Consider the following 18,366-nt stretch of genomic DNA (forward strand, 5'->3'; position numbering starts at 1 on the left):
GCTTATTGTTTACTTTTTGCGCTTTAACAGCTTTTCCATAACACCAAATAATCGGTAAGAGGCTTTTGCGGGACGCTTTGTAATCATGCTGACGATGATGCCGGCAATCATACTGAGGATAAACCCAGGGATGATTTCGTACACGCCGGTTGATTTTGCCAGGCCGGTTGTAATCCAGATCAACACGGTCGCAGCCCCGACAATCATCGCAGCTAGCGCGCCCCATTCGTTCATCCGCTTCCAATACAGGCTGAGCAGAATCGCAGGCCCGAAAGCTGAACCGAAGCCGGCCCAAGCATATCCGACCAAATCCAGAATGGTGCTGCTCGGATTCAATGATAAAAGAACCGCAATAACGGCGATCACTAACACGGACAGACGCCCGATCATGACCAATTCTTTATCGGAAGCTTTTCGTCTGAAAAACGTCCGGTATAAATCCTCTGTCACAGCACTTGCTGTTACTAAGAGCTGCGAGGAGATGGAACTCATGATCGCAGCTAAAATTGCTGACAATAAGAATCCTGTAATTAAAGGGTGGAACAAGATTTTAGAGAAGATAATGAATATCATCTCTGGATCTTTTACAGCAACTCCAAATTTATGCGCATAAGCAACACCGACCAAACCTGTCAAGACAGAACCGAGAACTGAAATGATCATCCAGCTCATGCCGATTCGGCGCGCAGGCTTTAAATCTTTAATGTTTTTAATGGCCATAAATCGGACAATAATATGAGGCTGGCCGTAGTAGCCTAAGCCCCAGGCTAAATAGGAAATAATGCTAATGACGCTCGCGCCTTTAAAGATATCCAATAAATGTGGGTTAACAGCGCCGATTTCATGGAAAGTCGGAGCAACGCCGCCCACGTGGGTAAAAGCAACGATCGGCACAAGCACTAGTGCTGCAAACATGATCGCACCCTGCACGAAGTCAGTCAGACTGACAGCAAGGAAACCGCCAAATAGTGTGTATAATACGACAACAGCGGTAGTCAGAAGCAATCCTAATTTGTAATCCGCGCCAAAGGCAGATTCAAACAGCCGGCCGCCGGATACCATACCGGAAGAGGTATACAATGTGAAAAAGATCATGATGACCAAAGCGGATACGATTTTCAGCAGTGATGAAGAATGCTGGAATCGTTTATCAAAGAAATCAGGAATCGTAATCGCATCATCCGCCGCTTCCGTATAAGCACGCAGCCTTGGCGCCAGCAGCAAGTAGTTTGAATACGCCCCGATTGTAAGACCTAAAGCAAGCCATAAAGTAGAAAGCCCTGTCGCAAACATCGCGCCGGGAACACCCATCAGCATCCATCCGCTCATATCCGCCGCGCCGGCAGATAACGCAGTGACAAACGGTCCGAGGCCTCTTCCTCCAAGCATGTAATCATTGATGTCAGTGGTTTTCTTGAATGCATACCAGCCGATTAACAGCATGGCAATAAAGTAAATTCCTAACGATATAATAATTTCAATACTCACGTTTTACCCTCTCTTCACTTCTAATAATGTTGCATCACCTCTCAAATTGATGGTGCCAGTTAAGCAGCCTGGCTCAGTGCAAACCAAAAGAAATTCTTTTGCGGGTGCACTTGGTAACTTAACCTAACAAAGTATTCCCGGCCATTCAAGCGATGAAACCTCGATCATCAGAGGGAAATACCGACGTGAACCTAGAAGGGAATAAAGAATAAAACGCTTTCAAAAAATAATTAAAGTAAAAATTTTCAGAAAAATATTTCGTTTCTCCTTTATCTCTTTTTAGTATAAAATATATAGGGTATTGTCTCGAAAACCCAGGCTCGACCTAAGGCGTTTTGTTGCTTTAAAGGGCTTGTTTTTGATATGATCAGTATTATATGACTTAACGGAGAAATATGTGGAGGTGGATCATATGTCACGAATTTCAATAGAAGAAGTAAAGCACGTTGCGCACCTTGCGAGACTTGCAATTACTGACGAAGAAGCAAAAATGTTCACTGAACAGCTTGACAGCATTATTTCATTTGCCGAGGAGCTTAATGAGGTTAACACAGACAATGTGGAGCCTACAACTCACGTGCTGAAAATGAAAAATGTCATGAGAGAAGATGAAGCGGGTAAAGGTCTTCCGGTTGAGGATGTCATGAAAAATGCGCCTGACCATAAAGACGGCTATATTCGTGTGCCATCAATTTTGGACTAAAGGAGGGACACAAGAATGTCATTATTTGATCACAAAATCACAGAATTAAAACAGCTCATACATAAAAAAGAGATTAAGATTTCTGATCTTGTTGACGAATCTTATAAACGCATCCAAGCGGTTGATGATAAGGTACAAGCCTTTTTGGCATTAGATGAAGAGAAAGCGCGCGCGTACGCGAAGGAGCTTGATGAGGCGGTAGACAGCCGTTCTGAACATGGTCTTCTTTTCGGTATGCCGATCGGCGTAAAAGATAATATCGTAACAAAAGGGCTGCGCACAACATGCTCCAGCAAAATTCTCGAAAACTTTGACCCGATCTACGATGCTACTGTCGTTCAGCGCCTTCAAGACGCTGAAGCGATCACAATCGGAAAATTGAACATGGACGAATTCGCCATGGGATCATCTACCGAAAACTCAGCTTACAAGCTGACGAAAAACCCTTGGAACCTAGACACTGTTCCCGGCGGTTCTAGCGGCGGTTCAGCGGCTGCGGTTGCTGCGGGAGAAGTTCCGTTTTCACTTGGATCTGACACAGGCGGTTCCATCCGTCAGCCGGCATCTTTTTGCGGAGTTGTCGGATTAAAGCCTACATACGGACGCGTGTCCCGTTACGGGCTGGTCGCATTTGCGTCTTCATTAGACCAAATCGGGCCGATTACCCGTACGGTTGAGGACAACGCATTCTTGCTTCAAGCGATTTCCGGCGTAGACAAAATGGACGCCACAAGCGCAAATGTGGACGTGCCTGATTTTCTTTCTTCATTAACTGGCGACATCAAAGGATTGAAAATCGCTGTTCCAAAAGAATACCTTGGTGAAGGTGTCGGCAAAGAAGCGAGAGAATCTGTTCTTGCCGCGCTGAAAGTTCTTGAAGGCCTCGGCGCTACATGGGAAGAAGTGTCTTTACCGCACAGCAAATACGCGCTTGCGACATATTACCTGCTGTCTTCATCTGAAGCGTCAGCCAACCTTGCACGCTTTGACGGCATCCGCTACGGCTACCGCACAGACAACGCGGAAAACCTGATCGACCTTTACAAGCAAACACGTTCAGAAGGCTTCGGCGATGAAGTGAAACGCCGCATCATGCTCGGAACGTTCGCTTTAAGCTCAGGCTACTACGATGCGTACTACAAAAAAGCGCAAAAAGTGCGTACGTTGATTAAAAAAGACTTCGAAGACGTATTTGAGAAATATGATGTTATTGTCGGACCGACGACACCGACACCTGCGTTTAAAATCGGTGAAAACACGAAAGATCCGCTCACAATGTACGCAAACGATATCTTAACGATTCCTGTCAACCTTGCGGGCGTACCTGGAATCAGCGTGCCATGCGGATTAGCAGACGGACTTCCGCTCGGCCTGCAAATCATCGGAAAACACTTTGATGAAAGCACTGTATACCGTGTTGCCCATGCATTTGAACAAGCGACAGACCATCATAAAGCAAAACCTGAATTGTAAGGGGTGAAAAGAATTGAACTTTGAAACGGTAATTGGACTTGAAGTCCACGTTGAGCTAAAAACAAAATCAAAAATTTTCTCAAGCTCTCCAACGCCATTCGGCGCGGAGGCGAATACTCAGACAAGCGTGATTGACCTCGGATATCCGGGCGTCCTGCCTGTTCTGAACAAAGAAGCCGTTGAATTTGCAATGAAAGCCGCTATGGCGCTTAACTGTGAGATCGCAACGGATACGAAGTTTGACCGCAAAAACTATTTCTATCCGGACAACCCGAAAGCGTATCAGATTTCTCAATTTGATAAGCCAATCGGCGAAAACGGCTGGATCGAAATTGAAGTCGGCGGAAAAACAAAACGCATCGGCATCACACGCCTTCACCTAGAAGAGGATGCCGGAAAACTGACGCATACAGGCGACGGTTATTCTCTTGTTGACTTCAACCGTCAGGGAACACCGCTTGTTGAGATTGTATCTGAGCCGGATATCCGCACGCCGGAAGAAGCGTACGCGTATCTTGAAAAGCTGAAATCCATCATCCAATATACAGGCGTTTCTGACTGTAAAATGGAAGAAGGTTCACTTCGCTGTGACGCCAATATCTCTCTTCGCCCGATCGGCCAAGAGGAATTCGGCACAAAAACAGAATTGAAAAACTTGAACTCCTTTGCGTTTGTTCAAAAAGGCCTTGAGCATGAAGAAAAACGCCAGGAACAGGTTCTTCTCTCTGGCGGCGTTATCCAGCAGGAAACACGCCGTTACGACGAAGCAACGAAGAAAACCATTCTCATGCGTGTCAAAGAGGGATCTGACGACTATCGTTACTTCCCAGAGCCAGACCTTGTCGAGCTCTACATTGATGACGAATGGAAGGAACGCGTAAAAGCAAGCATTCCTGAGCTTCCTGATGAGCGCCGCAAGCGTTATATCGATGAGCTTGGCTTGCCTGCATATGACGCGATGGTTCTGACGCTGACAAAAGAAATGGCTGATTTCTTTGAAGAAACCGTTCAAAAAGGCGCTGAAGCCAAACAAGCGTCCAACTGGCTAATGGGTGAAGTGTCAGCTTATCTGAACGCCGAGCAAAAAGAGCTTGCTGACGTTGCGCTGACACCTGAAGGCCTTGCCGGCATGATCAAATTGATTGAAAAAGGAACCATTTCTTCTAAGATCGCGAAGAAAGTGTTTAAAGAATTGATTGAAAAAGGCGGCGACGCTGAGAAGATTGTCAAAGAGAAAGGCCTCGTTCAGATTTCTGACGAAAGCGTGCTTCTGAAGCTTGTCACAGAAGCGCTTGACAATAACCCTCAATCAATCGAAGACTTTAAAAACGGGAAAGACCGCGCGATCGGCTTCCTTGTCGGACAGATTATGAAAGCGTCCAAAGGACAAGCCAACCCGCCGATGGTCAACAAAATCCTGCTTGAAGAAATTAAAAAACGCTAATCAAAAAAGCAGCCCGCAGGGGCTGCTTTTTTTGGTCATATCGAGATAAATATAGAAATCGAAGCCCGAAGCTTTTCAACTTCTTCGTCATTGCTCCCGGTTAAATTCGACAGCATGCCTTTAATAATCGGCTTGCGCGGCTTTTCCTGAGACAGTTCTTCTTCGATGACATCCAACGATACTGTGATATCCTCAGGCAGCGTGCTGTTTTCTTTCACCTTCTCAATGTCTTCAAGCAGCTGGTCTTTGCCAGCTGGCATCGGGCTGATAATGTCTTTGGGCACCATCGGATTGAGAGCTGAACGGCTCAGTCCTTGCACGAGGTCATCCAGTCTCTCCATGATAAAGGCTGAGATTTCGTCTGCGTCGATGTTGAGCTCTCCGTTAAATACCATCACATTCATATAGGAATGCACAATGCCTCTTGCCATGATGGAAAGATCTGCGACGTACCGCTCGATTCCTTCACCATAGGACGCCAGCAAGGCATTCCGGTACAGCTTATCCGTCTCCATGGTTACTTTATAAAAATATTGCTTGATTTCTTGATTTTCCGGAATGATATTTTCGGTAAGCAAAAGAACGATAAAATCTTTATGATCGCGAAAATCTTCAAATTGCGCGCCAATTTGCTTTTTCAGCACTTCCTTAGGCGGTTTTCCGGCGAGATCCTCTTCTATATTCTTCATCTTTTTCATAGACATGCCGATGTAATATTCACAGGCGGATAACAGCAGCGCTTCTTTCGATTTGAAGTGCAAATAAAAAGCGCCCTTCGAGATGCCGCATTCACTGGCGATTTCCTGGATCGTCGTAGAGGCGAATCCTTTTTTCGCAAACAAATGAATGCTGGTTTTTATGATCTTCTCTTTTTTTTCATTCATGACGTGCTTCCCCTTAATCCTTGAAAAATTTAGAAAAATTTTCTGGTATATGAGTTGACGTTGTTGCGTTATAACGTTTAGTATTATATAGAATGACCAGTCAGTCAATAAAAAATGTAATGGAGGATATGATGAATCACGTTATTAATTTCGTACTGAAAAACAAATTCGCCGTATGGCTGATGACGATTATTGTAACGGCAGCCGGCTTGTATGCGGGTATGAATATGAAGCAAGAATCTATTCCTGACGTGAACATGCCTTACCTGACGATCAGCACGACATATCCGGGTGCGACGCCAAGCCAAGTGGCTGATGAGGTGACGAAACCGGTTGAACAAGCGGTGCAGAATTTGGACGGGGTCAGTGTTGTGACTTCGACGTCCTATGAAAACGCATCGTCGGTCATGATTGAATATGACTATGAGAAAGATATGGACAAAGCGAAAACAGAAGCGGCTGAAGCCTTAGAAAACGTCAGCCTGCCTGATGACGCGAAAGATCCGGAAATTTCACGCTACAGCTTGAACTCCTTCCCGATTCTGACGCTGAGCGTGTCCAGTGATAAAAACAACAACCTGCAAGAACTGACAAAACAAGTGGAGGACAGCCTCGTTCCTAAGCTTGAAGGCTTAGAAGGCGTTGCTTCCGTCCAAGTATCAGGCCAGCAGGTGGAAGAGGTTGAATTCTCTTTCAAAGAAGACAAACTGAAAGAATACGGCCTTGATAAAGATACTGTTAAACAGGTGATTCAAGGTTCGGATGTGACAACTCCGCTTGGATTGTACACATTTGGAAATGAAGAAAAATCTGTCGTCGTCAGCGGCGATATTGAAACGATTAAAGATTTGAAGAATATGAGAATCCCGACGGCATCAGCTTCAAGTGCAGGCGGCAGCGCAGCATCTCAAGCGGCGGCGCAAAGTGCGCAAGCAGCAGCTGCGGCACAGGCACAGCAAAGCGCAAGCACAGATGTCCCGACGGTCAAGCTATCTGACATTGCTACAATTAAAGATGTGAAAAAAGCTGAATCTGTTTCACGCACAAATGGCAAAGACAGCATTGGCATTAACGTCGTCAAAGCAAATGATGCGAATACAGTAGAGGTTGCGGACGATGTCAAAGCTGAGCTGAAGCAGTTCAAAGAAGACCATAAAGGCTTCGACTACAGCGCAACACTCGACATGGCGGAGCCGATCACACAGTCAGTTGAAACGATGTTAAGCAAAGCCATTTTCGGTGCTATTTTTGCGATTGTGATTATTCTCTTATTCTTAAGAGATATCAAATCAACATTAATTTCGGTAGTTTCAATTCCATTATCATTGCTGATCGCACTCCTTGTGCTGCAACAGCTTGATATCACACTGAACATCATGACGCTCGGCGCAATGACTGTTGCGATTGGACGTGTTGTCGATGATTCCATTGTTGTTATCGAGAACATTTACCGCCGCATGAGACTCAAGGATGAGCCGCTCCGCGGGAAAGCCTTGGTTCGTGAAGCGACGAAGGAAATGTTTAAACCGATCATGTCATCTACGATCGTGACCATCGCGGTATTCCTGCCGCTCGCACTTGTAGGCGGACAAATCGGTGAATTGTTTATCCCGTTTGCCTTGACGATTGTTTTTGCGCTTGCCGCATCCCTGTTGATTTCGATCACGCTTGTGCCGATGCTCGCACACAGCCTGTTCAAAAAATCATTAACGGGCGCGCCGGTCAAAGCGAAAGAACACAAACCTGGCAGACTTGCAAACATTTATAAAAAAGTATTGAACTGGGCGCTGAGCCACAAATGGATCACGTCTATCATCGCTGTTCTGATGCTCCTTGGAAGCTTGTTCCTTGTGCCGTTAATCGGTGCCAGCTACTTGCCGTCCCAAGAAGAAAAAACGATCCAGCTTACTTACAGCCCAGAACCGGGTCAAACGAAAAAAGAAGCTGAAGATGAAGCTGAAAAAGCGGAAAAAATCATGCTTGACCGAAAGCATGTCGACACGGTTCAGTATTCATTAGGCTCTGGCAGCCCGCTTGCCGGGGGAGATTCAAACGGTGCGTTATTCTATATCAAATATGAAAGCGACACGCCTGATTTTGATAAAGAAAAAGACAACGTGCTGAAGGAAATCCAAAAACAATCTGACCGCGGGGAATGGAAGTCACAGGACTTCAGTTCTTCAGGCAATAACAATGAATTAACATACTATGTGTATGGCGATTCAGAAAACGACATTAAAGACACGGTCAAAGACATTGAAAAAGTCATGAAAGATGAAAAGGATCTGAAAAACGTAAGCTCAGGCCTTTCAAGCACATATGATGAATACACATTTGTCGCTGACCAAGAAAAATTAAGCAAACTCGGTTTAACTGCGTCTCAAATTTCTCAGGCCTTAATGACACAAACATCACAAGAACCGCTCACAACCGTGAAAAAAGACGGCAAAGAGCTTGATGTGAACATTAAGACGGAAAAAGACGAGTATAAGAGTGTGAAAGATTTAGAGAATAAAAAGATCACTTCTGCGACTGGCCAGGAAGTCAAAATCAGCGATGTCGCCAAAGTGAAAGAAGGATCAACTTCTGATACCGTGTCAAAACGTGACGGTAAAGTCTATGCAGATGTCACAGGTGAAGTGACAACAGACAACGTTACAGCTGTATCAGCTGATGTCCAAAAGAAAATTGATAAGATTGACCTTCCTGATAACGTATCGATTGATACAGGCGGCGTATCAGCAGATATCGCTGATTCCTTCACGAAGCTCGGTTTAGCGATGCTGGCAGCAATAGCGATCGTTTACCTAGTGCTCGTGATTACATTCGGCGGAGCACTAGCGCCATTTGCGATTCTGTTCTCATTGCCGTTCACAGTCATCGGTGCCCTGATCGGACTTTACGTATCAGGTGAAACGATCAGTCTGAACGCAATGATCGGTATGCTTATGCTGATCGGTATCGTTGTTACGAATGCGATTGTCTTAATTGACCGCGTGATTCATAAGGAAGCGGAAGGATTGTCTACGAGAGAAGCGCTCCTAGAAGCCGGCTCTACACGACTCCGCCCGATTCTGATGACAGCCATCGCGACAATCGGCGCCTTGATTCCATTAGCGCTCGGCTTCGAAGGCGGAAGCCAAGTCATCTCAAAAGGACTCGGCGTAACGGTTATCGGCGGGTTGATCAGTTCGACGCTCCTGACACTCTTGATTGTGCCAATCGTATACGAAGTATTGGCGAAGTTCCGCAAGAAAAAACCGGGAACGGAAGAAGAGTAAAAAAACAAAAAGCCTCAGCTCTGCTGAGGCTTTCAGCTTGTTGAAAAACCCTCGCATTCGTTGTCAGGTCTGCGCGTCGGTGCTCACGTAAAAAGACCAGCGGCTTAAAACTAGAGCGTCCTGCTCAAACGCCGCTGTCACCGCATCCTGCGGAAGTCCGCTCCAATGCTCCCCCTTCCTAGACTACAAGGGTTTTCAATCAAGCTGAAAGGATGTTAAGGATGACAAAAGCTCAAAACAAGAATCAGTTTTGAGCTTTTGTGCGTTTTCACCTGTAAGATTATGTACATTTTGTTGCGATTTTTTTAACTCATAGTATAATTAAAGGTTGTTAGTGTAAAAATGGATCGGATACTCTTAAGTAGGATGATGAGATAATGAAACGTGCACGCATAATATACAATCCGACTTCAGGACGGGAGATCTTTAAAAAGCATCTTGCCCAGGTCCTGCAAAAATTTGAACAAGCCGGCTATGAAACCTCCACCCATGCCACGACATGCGCGGGAGACGCAACGCACGCCGCCAAGGAAGCGGCATTGCGTGAGTTTGACTTAATCATTGCGGCAGGCGGAGACGGAACGATCAACGAGGTCGTCAATGGGCTTGCGCCTTTAGACAATCGTCCGACACTCGGTGTGATTCCTGTCGGCACAACGAACGATTTCGCCAGAGCGCTCGGCATTCCGCGTGAGGATATTTTAAAAGCGGCTGATACGGCCATTAACGGCGTTGCCCGCCCGATTGATATCGGACAGGTCAACGGCCAGTATTTTATCAATATCGCCGGAGGAGGCCGTCTGACGGAGCTGACGTACGACGTGCCAAGCAAACTCAAAACGATGCTCGGCCAGCTTGCTTATTATTTAAAGGGAATGGAAATGCTGCCTTCACTTCGTCCGACAGAAGTCGAGATTGAATATGACGGCAAGCTGTTTCAAGGTGAAATCATGCTGTTTTTGGTCACGCTGACAAACTCCGTCGGCGGGTTCGAAAAGCTCGCGCCGGATTCCAGCCTGAATGACGGCATGTTTGATTTGATGATACTCAAGAAAGCAAACCTTGCTGAATTTATCAGGGTCGCCACGATGGCGCTCCGCGGCGAACACATCAACGACCAGCACATTATTTATACAAAAGCGAACCGCGTGAAAGTCAATGTATCAGAAAAGATGCAGCTGAACCTGGACGGCGAGTACGGCGGCATGCTGCCGGGCGAATTTGTGAATCTGTATCGACACATTCACGTCGTCATGCCGAAGGAGAAAGCGGAACAGCTGGATGACTAAAAAACTTGGCTTGAATAGGCCAAGTTTTTCTTTCGCTTAAAACGAGAGGTGATTATAGATGAAAATGAAACCCCCAGTAGAAAAAAACGAATACTACGACGTGACATTTGAGGATTTGACCCACGAAGGAGCAGGCGTCGCAAAGGTGCAGGGCTTCCCGATCTTTGTCCCAAACGCCCTGCCGGAGGAAAAAGCCCAAATCAAAGTCACGCGTGTCAAAAAAGGCTTCGCTTTCGGCCGCTTGATCGAGATGAAAAAAGAAAGCCCGCATAGAACGGACGCCCCATGTCCAATCTACAAGCAATGCGGAGGCTGCCAGCTTCAGCACATGACCTACGAAGGCCAGCTCTTGTTTAAACAGAAACAAGTCAAAGACGTCTTAGAACGGATCGGCAAGCTGGACCTGTCAAACGTCACCGTGCATCCGACACTTGGCATGGAAGACCCGTGGAACTACAGAAACAAAGCACAGGTGCCGGTAGGAGAACGAGAAGGCGGACTCGTCGCCGGTTTCTATCAGCAAAGAAGCCATGACATCATCGACATGAGCGCCTGCCTGATCCAGCAATCCAAAAACGACGAAGCCGTTCAAGCCGTCAAAGACATTTGCGCCAAATACGGTGTCAAAGCGTACAACGAAGAACGCCACAAAGGCTGGCTCCGCCACATCATGGTCAGATACGGCGTCGTTACGGGCGAAATGATGATCGTCTTCATCACAAGAACAAACGACTTCCCGCACAAAGTGAAGATCATTGAAGACATCACAACAGCGTTCCCGCACGTCAAATCCATCGTGCAAAACATCAACCCAAACAAAACAAACGTCATCTTTGGCAACGAAACAAACGTCATCTGGGGCGAAGAATACATCTACGACCTCATCGGAGACGTCAAATTCGCCATCTCCGCCAGATCGTTCTACCAAGTCAACCCGGAGCAGACAAAAGTGCTGTACGACAAAGCGCTTGAGTACGCGGAACTGCAAGGTGAAGAAACCGTCATCGACGCCTACTGCGGCATCGGTACAATTTCTCTATTTCTGGCGAAGCAGGCGAAAAAAGTGTACGGCGTAGAAATTGTGCCGGAAGCGATTGAGGACGCAAAGCGAAACGCAGAATTAAACGGCATCACAAACGCAGCATTCGCAGTTGGAGAAGCAGAAACCGTGATTCCAAAGTGGTACGAAGAAGGCATCACGGCCGATACACTAGTCGTCGACCCGCCAAGAAAAGGCTGCGACGAAGCCCTCCTGCGCACGATTGTGGAGATGAAACCGAAGCGGGTGGTGTATGTGTCCTGTAATCCTGGTACGCTTGCGAGGGATTTGCGGGTGCTTGAGGATGGCGGGTACGTGACGCGCGAAGTGCAGCCTGTGGATATGTTTCCGCATACGAATCATGTGGAGTGTGTGGCAGTGCTGGAACTTAAAAAAGGCAACTAACCCCTATGTTGGGTGTTGCCTTTTTTAAATTGTTAAAGAAAAGGCTAATTTTCAATTTTTTTCTTTAGCAATTTTATATTTAAATCACTAATTTCTGATATATGCCATTCAAGTGAGGTCATCATTTTGTCCATTTCTGTTAATAATACAGATAAGTCATTTAGATTGTCTTGTTGTTCTTTGAATTCTTCAACAGGCAGTATATTTGTTTGACCATTGTCATTTATCTTTTCTTTCTCTTAATTGGTTATACATTGCTTCCACCTAACTTGTTTTTTTATGTCTATTATTTTGTTTCATTCGTACTGGCAGTGATAATCATAAACTATGTCCATCGATCTAAAAAACGCCAGAGATCCTGGTAGTAAAGCACTGAAAAATGCTTGTTTAGGCAGTACAATTTTATTGTGTTTTTCAAGATTAAATAGCATTAAATCGTTTGAGATTGTATTCATAGGTAGTTTTAAAGGCTAATATGGAGAATAAGTTTCTCCTTTTTTTGCCGATATTAAGAATATCTTCCGTTACATTCAGCAAATAAGCCCATAACTGATAACATCCAGCAAATACTGATCCTTATATTTGAATTGAATGGCTCCGTCTATATAGTTGAAATCAAGATCTAGTTTTTATTTCTCTTAGTTCATGGAAATGATGAATAGGTATGAAATAAGTATCGATCTTGTTAGGTTTGGGTTGCATATGAGAGTTTGAACATAAAACATTCTATCACCAATTGTCATCGTATTTTTCAGAAAAAGAGACGCAGCCAAAAGCTGCGTCTTGTCCTTAACCAAGCGTTCCGTTTTCTGCAATCGTCATTTCCTTATCAAAGATGGCTTTGTCTGCTAGGGAGTTCGTTGAATCGTTTGCAGCTTTGCTTGTCATGTTTCTGGATGCTACGTTTACTTCATTTCCTAAGGAAGAACTGATAAAGCTTACACCGATCAAAGCAATTACAGCGCACAAAGTCAGTTTAAATTTCATACAAACAATCCCCTCTCTGAATTTGTTTGCGGGCATGAACCATCTTTTTGAAACAGATAACAGAATCATCCATCTGCCCAATTTCAGTATAAAACTTTGCGGCTAATAATGCCAACTCTTCCATATAAGGATATCCTTGGGATGTCTCTAATTTGTTGAAAACATTTAATAAAATGGACGCTTCTCCTTTTTTGATAAACAGCGCCTGTAATCCATCAAACATAATTTTAAATAGGCCATCGTCGAATTTACATGCGAAGCGTACGCCTTTTCTGAAACAATCCATTGCCTGTTCTTGTTTATGTTGAAGAAAATAAATTAAGGCTAAATCGTGGTAAGCTTGTGTCAAGTTGTTGAAATTTGATTTTTTAAATTGGAGTATCGATTTCTCCATGTATTTTGCTGCTTTTGTCAATTCGCCCATTTTAAGATAACAATTTCCAATATTGAATAAAGCTTGGCCGTAAATCCGCTTGTTTTTGCTTTCAAGCAGCCGTGCGCCTTTTAGTGCCTGTTCGAGGTGGGGGAGCGCCTTTTCATGACTTTCTAGGTCATCGTAGTTTCCTGCGATCACAAAATGGCATTGTATGCGGCGGACTGAGTAAAGGTCGTGTGTTTTATAGATGTTATACGCCTGAGAAGAATAGTGCATTGAGACATGGGTTTGTTTCATATGGTAAAACACTTCAGCCATTTTAAAATAAAATTCCGCCCGCTCAATTTCATCTGAAATATAAGGAATGGTGTTTTCCGCTTTTTGATAGAATGTAATGGCACTTAAGAAATTGCCCTCTTTGAATTCATACATCCCTTGAAAAAAGTAATAGTAGTATTCAACGAGTTTCTCCATCTTCCTGTTGCTGCCTTCAATTATCTTTGAATATTCTGATAAATCCATTTGGTTTCCTTCAGATGGAATCACATAGTCGATCATAAGCTGATGACGAAATGTAATGAGCTGATAGTAAATCAAGAGGTCTTGGTCTTCTTCCATGATGTCAATGTCCCGTTCGATCTCAGCTTTAAGCATTTCAGCATCTGTCACATTAAACTTTTGAATATGCCGGTTCCACTCATTTATTTTCATCCCAACGTGCGGAGACGAAATCGTGTCCAAACTTCTCACCCTTCCTCTTGTCACTAATTATGTAAATTTTATCAATACTGAAATTTAATAGGAAGGGGTTGAGAGACCGCAAAATAAATTTTCGGTGCAACCCGCAAAAGGGAGTTTTGGTGTTTCGCGTTATATTTGGTTTTGTGGTGGTTAGTGCGAACTCAAATTTTGAATTTTGGATTGCGGTTATTACGACTGAGCAGTTTCGTCATACTCTTTTAGCAGTTTTTCTGTCTTATGCATTTCTCTGAGCATAGGATTCATATAGTCGTTAGCTGATTCTAGATATGCTCTTGTCAGAGTATCTAGTTTATTTTTAACTATAAAGAGGTCTTCTTCGAATTGTTCCTCTGTTGAATGTTGGATAAATTCTTTTGCCTCTTCATATCTTTTTAATATGTTTTTCATCATTGGAGTTGGATTCTTTTGATTTATAGTTTTTATTACTGTGATTGTTAAATTTATTTGTTTTATTAATTCTTTTCTTACTGTCAAAATGTTGCTCCTTTTATAAAGTGAGATGAGATAAATTTAAAACCCTCAAATAAGAGGGCTTTAAATTTATTAAGCAGAGGTGAAAGGATACCGATCTTTACTACATTAAATTTTGAATCCATTTTCATCAAACCAAATTCAAATGGAATCAGAGTTCTGGTATCATTTCGTTAACGGTTTCAGCTATGCTTCTATATGATGCATTTAATTCATTTTCCAAAAAAGACTCATCCTCCAGTATTGCTACTCTGGACAAAGCTCTAGCAAATCATGAAATAATGCCAGTTCTACCGTAATTTGGGGACCGAATAAAGGCTCTGTTTTTATATCAAGATCACAAATGACTTCGTTCATTTCTTGATAATCAAGAGCGTTGTATCCCATTTCTTTTAAGATTTGATTCAGTTTTGTGTCTAGTTTCTGTTGAGACATAGAATACGTTTGAGTACTAAAACCATCTAGAATTGGAGTTGTTCTCTCTGGATCAATGTTTTCTAACTCAAATTCATGTTGTATGTAAAAGATAGGAGCCAACTTAGAAATCATTAATTTGCTGTTATAGCTTATATTAAAATCATTTTTTACAAATGGTTCAAATTCGAATCTAAATGTAGCAGATGGCCAAATTTCATCCTCATTTGTATTTTCATAACTTATTTTTTCTGTTTTTAAATAAGATTTTAATGAGTCAGGGAGGATAATTTCTTGTTTACATAAAGATAGATACTCTTCTTGTGTAGACTCTTTATTGTAGAATTTAATAATGGCATCAGTAATCAATTTATCCATAAGGGTACCTCCAAAAATATCTATTTCATTCTTAAATCATGTCCGCCTGATTTGTCCGCTTCCTTAGTAGGATTAAGGTTAAAATCGACTTCCCCTTGATGTTTCCCTCTTTTATTTAGGACTTCAAAGCGCCCATGTTGTGTATCTAAAGCATAATATGTTTTACTTTTTGAATCGTAGTATACATCTCGTTTATTAATTGTGGATAGTTTAGAATCTTTTTTCCAGCCATTCTGTTTAGCAATCGGGGCGGCGGTTTCTCTTATAAAAGCAATTTTTTCATTGATGTTCATGCTATACATTTTCTTTTCAAAAGATGTAACATCAAAAGTACTACTGTTCGTAGGTGATTTCCCACTATTTGATTGAAATAATACACTTTCTTTTTTTGATACATCTCTCAGAAGTTCAGTATTTAGAACGTTATGAACATCTTGTATTTTTTGTAAGTCATCCGCAAAAGCAAATTGATTTGTTCTGGAAAGCATGTTACTGAACATTTCTGTTGTAGTAACAAGTGCTTCACTGCCTTTTGTAATAGTTTTTTGAGCTGTGAGTGTTCCTATTTTTCCAACTTTATCTATACCTTTAGTTCCAATAAGTGCTGTTACAACAGTGGCCAGGGAATAGGTGATCCAACGTGATCTTGACTCTGCGTCTCCGTTTATCATATCACGCTTCCATGAATCGGATAACGCTGCCCATATATTAACTCCCGTAAATGTAACTGTTGCGAGTTGTTGGGTGGGAGAGGAGTTTAAAAATTTGTATACACTGTTAATTGTCTCCGGTGCATTTAAAATCATATCCTTCACACCAAGAGCAGTGTCTTTTCCAAAGTCGTATAATCCCTCACCAATTCCTTTTAAAATTTTAGCATCCTGTTTAGCCGTTTCTAATTGTATCACATACTGTTGTTGATAAGGTTCAAGGTTCTCATACCCAATCTTCTTTGCAATTTCTAAATATTCATCAGGGTCAGACACACCATCCGCAAGCTTTTTCTTTAATTCTTCAATCTCGCGTTCCTTCGCTTCCTCTTTCTTAACCTTCAAGTAAGCTTCAGTCCGCTTTTCAATGTCGCCTTTTTTCTTATGTATGTCACTCTCACGGTACGCTTTGGCGTTGTAGTGGATGGGTGTTGCGTTTTTGCCTTTGCCTGTTGCTTCTTGGAGCTTTTGGAAGTCGGACTTGATGAATTGTTCGTTTGGTTCCGACAGGGCGTATTCTGTCTTCAGGTCTTCGTCCAAGGCGTCCAGTTTTTCCAGTGTTTTTTTGCGTTTGTCGTTGGCATCTGCCAGCTCGTCTTTGAAGGTTTCTGTTGAAAACAGGCCGAGCGGGAGGATGTCGTCGATATCGTTTAAGATATCTTTCATCGCTTTTTTCTGTTCGGACATGATGGATTTTGATTTTTTATGGGCATTTGCCAGTTCGTGTTCCAGGAAGGATTCTTCGATGTATGCGTCTGAGAGGCCTTTGTCTTCGGCGGCTCCGGCGATGCTTTTGAAAAATGCGATTTTCATGTCGATGTAGTCGATCCATTGGTCGGTGACCCCGACGTGGTCGTGATAGAAGGCTTTGATGTTGCTGGCGCCTTTCCCAGAGAATTCGCTGTCACTGAGATCAGCGACGCTTTTTAACGCTTTTCTCAAGTTCACCATTTGCGTTCTTAGTTCTTTGTACTCTTTTGCACGGTCTGTTGCTTCCGAAAGCAATGTTTTCGCTTCAAATACTTTCATGACCATTTCCCTTCTTTTATTCGCTCGATATCAAAATTTTACCACGGAGCGGGATAAGGGTGGGGGTGAGAACGTGTTTTGGCGGAAAAATGAGTCATTTGGCATGTGTCTTTATTCGTGAAAGGATTGGCGGGAAAATGGTCGAAATGATATTGAATGCTGCACATTTTTTGGAAGTTTGTATTCTATATTGTTTTTTTAAGGAGCATGTTGATGAAGAAAAAACGGGTTACATTTGGTTTATTAGTGTTAATGGGATGCATCATACTGTTTGTTCAATTACACAATAAAGACAATATTCCTGTCAAAACTTCCGCCATCCACCCTGAAGAAGACCGCATCTTTTTTATTTACTCCAATCCTTTCATAAAAGAAAGCACACTGCTTTCAACCTCAACAGGCGCACGGTTTAACAGGCGCACGTTCAAGGTGGCGGATGTTCCTTACGTTCAAACGAAATCTGTCGCATCAACAGACCTTGTATTATTAGCGGAGCACGAGCCTTTTTACTACACCCTGGAGAAGGATGTGATCAAAGAGCATCCGCTGTCAGATCCATTTGCGTTTTGGTATGAGGGAAAGGATGTCTCTGTTAAAACCTATAACGTTGATACGGCGGGGAATGAGATACACATAAACGACAGAAAAACAAAAAAGGAATACCGGCTCACCTTGCCTTCGCTTGTCACGATGGGGGCCTGTGATGAGAACTATATTTATGTCATTCAAAGCATGGCTATTTACGTGATTGATAGAAACACAGAGGAAATCATTGAGACCCTGAGTTTAGCTTCATACGCTGATACCTTCGCAGACTCCAAGGATTTTATTGTCGCGAGCTCGGAGCACAAGTTGACTGTGATTGAAAAAGCGACATGGAAGACGACATATATTCCGTATCCTGATGATCTTGAATATGCAGATACCGTGTACTATGACAAAGAAAGCGGCATCTTTTACGTGACCTATGAAGACAAAGACGGGGAAGCGAGCTTGCTGGAATATGGGAAGGATTTTTCTTTTCAGACATACGGCTTAAAATTCCCGTATATGGAGGCGAAGTTTAAGGGGAATCAACTGTATATTGTTGCCCAGGAAGAGCATAAAAAGGGCATTGGCGGGTACGTGGGTGTGTTTGATATTCATTCTAAGGAGAAGCTTTATCATTTTAATTTGCCTGAGGAACAGGTGAAGGTGCAGGATTTTGTTGTGGTTGATTAAGCTTATTCTAGT

Annotated in this window: 13 protein-coding genes and 1 pseudogene; 7 read left to right on the top strand and 7 right to left on the bottom strand. The window is 43.2% G+C overall.

Features of this window, described 5'->3' with window-relative positions:
* Nucleotides 1-9 precede the first annotated feature (9 nt).
* Entirely contained in the window at nt 10-1,488 is a 1,479-nt protein-coding gene (gene opuE, locus EFK13_RS03875) for a proline transporter OpuE (protein WP_044152761.1), read from the bottom strand.
* A 412-nt stretch (nt 1,489-1,900) separates the two neighbouring features.
* On the opposite strand from opuE, the gene gatC reads away from it, so the two are divergent.
* The 3 genes from gatC to gatB are packed head-to-tail and all read left to right on the top strand — an operon-like array spanning nt 1,901 to nt 5,108.
* Nucleotides 1,901-2,191: an Asp-tRNA(Asn)/Glu-tRNA(Gln) amidotransferase subunit GatC gene (gene gatC, locus EFK13_RS03880; RefSeq protein WP_024715828.1), complete on the top strand. Its 291-nt coding sequence runs from the start codon at nt 1,901-1,903 to the stop codon at nt 2,189-2,191.
* A gap of 15 nt (nt 2,192-2,206) precedes the next feature.
* Entirely contained in the window at nt 2,207-3,664 is a 1,458-nt protein-coding gene (gene gatA / locus EFK13_RS03885; protein ID WP_129506475.1) for an Asp-tRNA(Asn)/Glu-tRNA(Gln) amidotransferase subunit GatA, read from the top strand.
* Nucleotides 3,665-3,677: 13 nt separating this feature from the next.
* Nucleotides 3,678-5,108 (top strand): Asp-tRNA(Asn)/Glu-tRNA(Gln) amidotransferase subunit GatB, encoded by a 1,431-nt coding sequence (gatB, locus tag EFK13_RS03890; protein ID WP_129506474.1) that lies wholly within the window; start codon nt 3,678-3,680, stop codon nt 5,106-5,108.
* Here the strand turns inward: gatB and EFK13_RS03895 are convergent.
* Nucleotides 5,095-5,992 (bottom strand): annotated as a pseudogene (locus EFK13_RS03895) (TetR/AcrR family transcriptional regulator). The gene gatB and the pseudogene EFK13_RS03895 sit on opposite strands and share 14 nt — an antisense overlap.
* A gap of 131 nt (nt 5,993-6,123) precedes the next feature.
* On the opposite strand from EFK13_RS03895, the gene srfP reads away from it, so the two are divergent.
* The 3 genes from srfP (at nt 6,124) to rlmD (ending at nt 12,006) form a co-directional block, all read left to right on the top strand.
* The gene (gene srfP, locus EFK13_RS03900; protein ID WP_129506515.1) at nt 6,124-9,273 is read left to right on the top strand and encodes a surfactin resistance protein SrfP; all 3,150 of its coding nucleotides are present in this window, start codon (nt 6,124-6,126) and stop codon (nt 9,271-9,273) included.
* A 377-nt stretch (nt 9,274-9,650) separates the two neighbouring features.
* The gene (locus EFK13_RS03905) at nt 9,651-10,562 is read left to right on the top strand and encodes a diacylglycerol kinase (protein ID WP_064812691.1); all 912 of its coding nucleotides are present in this window, start codon (nt 9,651-9,653) and stop codon (nt 10,560-10,562) included.
* Between the two features lie 58 nt (nt 10,563-10,620).
* Entirely contained in the window at nt 10,621-12,006 is a 1,386-nt protein-coding gene (rlmD, locus tag EFK13_RS03910; RefSeq protein WP_129506472.1) for a 23S rRNA (uracil(1939)-C(5))-methyltransferase RlmD, read from the top strand.
* A 789-nt stretch (nt 12,007-12,795) separates the two neighbouring features.
* Here rlmD and EFK13_RS03915 read toward each other — a convergent pair.
* From EFK13_RS03915 to EFK13_RS03940, 5 genes are all read right to left on the bottom strand, one after another.
* Nucleotides 12,796-12,993 carry a hypothetical protein gene (locus EFK13_RS03915; protein ID WP_003240078.1) on the bottom strand — a complete coding sequence of 66 codons (198 nt, stop codon included), beginning with the start codon at nt 12,991-12,993 and terminating at the stop codon, nt 12,796-12,798.
* Nucleotides 12,983-14,110, bottom strand: a complete 1,128-nt coding sequence (locus EFK13_RS03920; RefSeq protein ID WP_129506471.1) for a Rap family tetratricopeptide repeat protein — start codon at nt 14,108-14,110, stop codon at nt 12,983-12,985. Before EFK13_RS03920 ends, EFK13_RS03915 begins: the two co-directional genes overlap by 11 nt.
* Nucleotides 14,111-14,299: 189 nt before the next feature.
* Nucleotides 14,300-14,605, bottom strand: a complete 306-nt coding sequence (locus EFK13_RS03925) for a hypothetical protein (RefSeq protein ID WP_129506470.1) — start codon at nt 14,603-14,605, stop codon at nt 14,300-14,302.
* Nucleotides 14,606-14,848: 243 nt separating this feature from the next.
* Nucleotides 14,849-15,394: a hypothetical protein gene (locus tag EFK13_RS03930; protein ID WP_240034915.1), complete on the bottom strand. Its 546-nt coding sequence runs from the start codon at nt 15,392-15,394 to the stop codon at nt 14,849-14,851.
* A 20-nt stretch (nt 15,395-15,414) separates the two neighbouring features.
* A complete protein-coding gene (locus tag EFK13_RS03940; protein WP_129506469.1) occupies nt 15,415-17,133 on the bottom strand; it encodes a T7SS effector LXG polymorphic toxin in 1,719 nt (572 codons plus the stop codon).
* A 213-nt stretch (nt 17,134-17,346) separates the two neighbouring features.
* On the opposite strand from EFK13_RS03940, the gene EFK13_RS03945 reads away from it, so the two are divergent.
* Nucleotides 17,347-18,354 carry a YncE family protein gene (locus EFK13_RS03945; protein WP_129506468.1) on the top strand — a complete coding sequence of 336 codons (1,008 nt, stop codon included), beginning with the start codon at nt 17,347-17,349 and terminating at the stop codon, nt 18,352-18,354.
* Nucleotides 18,355-18,366: the final 12 nt, after the last annotated feature.

The organism is Bacillus cabrialesii (assembly GCF_004124315.2).
Classification (GTDB): Bacteria; Bacillota; Bacilli; order Bacillales; family Bacillaceae; genus Bacillus; species Bacillus cabrialesii.